The 2,498-nt window shown below is 33.7% G+C and carries 2 protein-coding genes; both read right to left on the reverse strand.

The window, feature by feature from the left end:
* Window positions 1-326: 326 nt before the first annotated feature.
* Entirely contained in the window at window positions 327-1,058 is a 732-nt protein-coding gene (locus tag ABH961_RS30005; RefSeq protein ID WP_098080542.1) for a DsbA family oxidoreductase, read from the reverse strand.
* A 184-nt stretch (window positions 1,059-1,242) separates the two neighbouring features.
* Window positions 1,243-2,202 carry an alpha/beta hydrolase gene (locus ABH961_RS30010; protein WP_098080540.1) on the reverse strand — a complete coding sequence of 320 codons (960 nt, stop codon included), beginning with the start codon at window positions 2,200-2,202 and terminating at the stop codon, window positions 1,243-1,245.
* Window positions 2,203-2,498 lie beyond the last annotated feature (296 nt).

Here is a 2,498-nt window from a genome sequence, read left to right on the forward strand (position 1 = left end):
AATAAAAATTGACGTTTCACGTTGTTTGTTTCGTTCAGTTTTCAAAGAACTACTCGGTCGCTCATTTGCGACTTCCTTATGTTAACATCTTCGTTAGTTAATGTCAACTAAGTTTTTTATTTTGTGTGCCGCGTTCTGCGTTATTGCATCGGCGACTTGTTCTATATTACACCTCTAAGATACAACCGTCAATATGTTTTTATAAAAAAACTTCATTTTTTATAAATCTTATTTACGTTATTAAATTATGTATTTATATACCTCTTCTATAAGAATAGATAAGCAACCCATAAAATACTCTATGGGTTGCTATTCCTTCATAAAAACTATTGTTCTTTTGAAGGTATCGAACAACTTTCATCCGTACAAGACATATCGCTTCTACCCTCTGAAGAAAGCTCTTGTAACTTAGGTGCAGGATTCTCTTCTTCCCACACTTGTTGAAGTGCACCGACAAAAGTTTCGAGTGGTTGCGCACCTGAAATAGCATACTTTTGATTAATAATAAAATAAGGTACTCCTGAAATTTGATATTGCTGAGCAATCGCTTCATCAATTCTAACATCATTTGCATATGCACCTTTATCATTAATAACACGTAAAGCTTCTTGCTTATCTAAACCTGAAGCTTCAGCAATAGTAGCAAGCGTATCCATATCACTTAAATTTCTCGATTCAGTGAAATATGCAAAAAGTAGATTTTCCGTAATCTCTTTTTCTTTCCCTTGATCCTTTGCAAATTTAGCTAGACGATGCGCATCAAAAGTGTTCGTCGGCTTCATCTCTTCAAAATTAAAATTTAAATCCATACTAGCTGCATGATTTCCTAGTTGTACATTATTACGCTTAGCTTCTTCAATACTAATCCCGTACTTTGATGCAAGTACTTCATTAATACTTGTTCCAGAATAGATTGGAGCATTTTGGTCTAATTCAAAACTTTTAAACTCCACTTCAACATCCTTCTTATGCGGAAATTGCTCTAAAGCCATTTCTAATCTACGTTTCCCAATATAACAAAATGGGCATACAAAATCTGACCATACTTCAATTTTCATAGAAACACCTCATTAACATGTAGTTTTCAATTATTGTAGCACTGGCAATAAGGAATTCAAAAATTTATGCTTCAAACCTTATATACTACAAACTAAAATAAGTTTTTAAATAGAAAAAACGATCATCAAAAGTATAAAAACATTTCCTTCTGATTATCGTATATACAAATCTAAAACAATCTAATTACGCCGGAATGTATCTCCCCACGAACTTCCATACGGTATTCCAATATTTATTCGAATCTACCTTCTCGGCTTCTCCATGTCCAGCACCTGGAACAATTAATTTCTCTTTTTCTACTTTTGCAGCATTATATACTTCATCTAACATTTCATAAGGAACAAATGTATCAGCATCCCCATGAATAAATAGCATAGGTGTTTTACTTTTCGCCACTTGTTTTATAGCTGAAGCTTCTTCTAAATCATATCCAGCTCTTAATTTTGTAACTGTATTTGCCGCATTCATAACAGGAAACTTTGGCAAATGGAATAAATCTTTTAGTTGATACGTAAATTCATCCATAACAGTTGAGTATCCACAATCTTCAATAATAACTTTAACGTTAGAAGGTAACTCTTCACCTGAAGTCATCATTACAGTTGCTCCCCCCATTGAAACACCAAAGAGTGCTATTTCAGCATTAGGGTCTTTCTTTACAATTTGTTGAATCCAAATCAAAATATCTTTACGATCATGCCAGCCCATCCCTATATAATCACCTTCACTATTTCCATGCCCACGAAGGTCTGGCGCTATGACGTTATATCCTTGTTCATAAAAGTTCCGGATATATTTCGGCATTTTCGATGCCCTACTATCATACCCATGAACTACAATTGCCCATTTATGGCTAGATTGTTCATTCATATATTCATAACCTGTCAATTTCAACTTATCGAAAGAATTTATGTTTCGTGTATTAGGTTTATGATTTGATACAAAGTTCGCATCCTTTTCTTCATTTGTAGCGAACACACCTCCCGCTGCATTCGCAGTTTCTACTAAGTGAGGATTATCCTCTAAAAACTCTTTCTCTTGTTTCGCATTCAACGCATAATTATAAAAATAATTCCCGACTAACATATAAGTAATTGCTAGAAGGACTAAAACTACTATAGTAATTACACCTATCTTTTTCATATTATCTCCTTAAAAAAGTTTAAATCTTCCTATATTAAAGTACCTCGAAAAACAACTGTACTATTTTAACACACCGATAGATTGCTTCCACAAAAAATAGAATAGAAAATCTTAAACTACACATCAAAAATGAAGAAAGAAAATGAATATGAGGGGATCAAAAAAATACAGATTACTTACTTGAAGCTGATAAGAAGTTTAAAACACAAAAAAGACGAGTCATTCTGACTCGTCTTAAAGTTGCTTGGCGACGTCCTACTCTCACAGGGACAAGGTCCCAACTACCATCGGCGCTA

It is taken from the genome of Bacillus sp. RC251 (genome assembly GCF_044908765.1).
Taxonomy (GTDB): domain Bacteria; phylum Bacillota; class Bacilli; order Bacillales; family Bacillaceae_G; genus Bacillus_A; species Bacillus_A wiedmannii.

What these genes read in the sequence shown, in the direction of transcription:
- ABH961_RS30005 (WP_098080542.1), bottom strand. Translation starts at nt 1,058, where the DNA reads ATGAAAATTGAAGTATGGTCAGATTTTGTATGCCCATTTTGTTATATT.
- ABH961_RS30010 (WP_098080540.1), bottom strand. Translation starts at nt 2,202, where the DNA reads ATGAAAAAGATAGGTGTAATTACTATAGTAGTTTTAGTCCTTCTAGCA.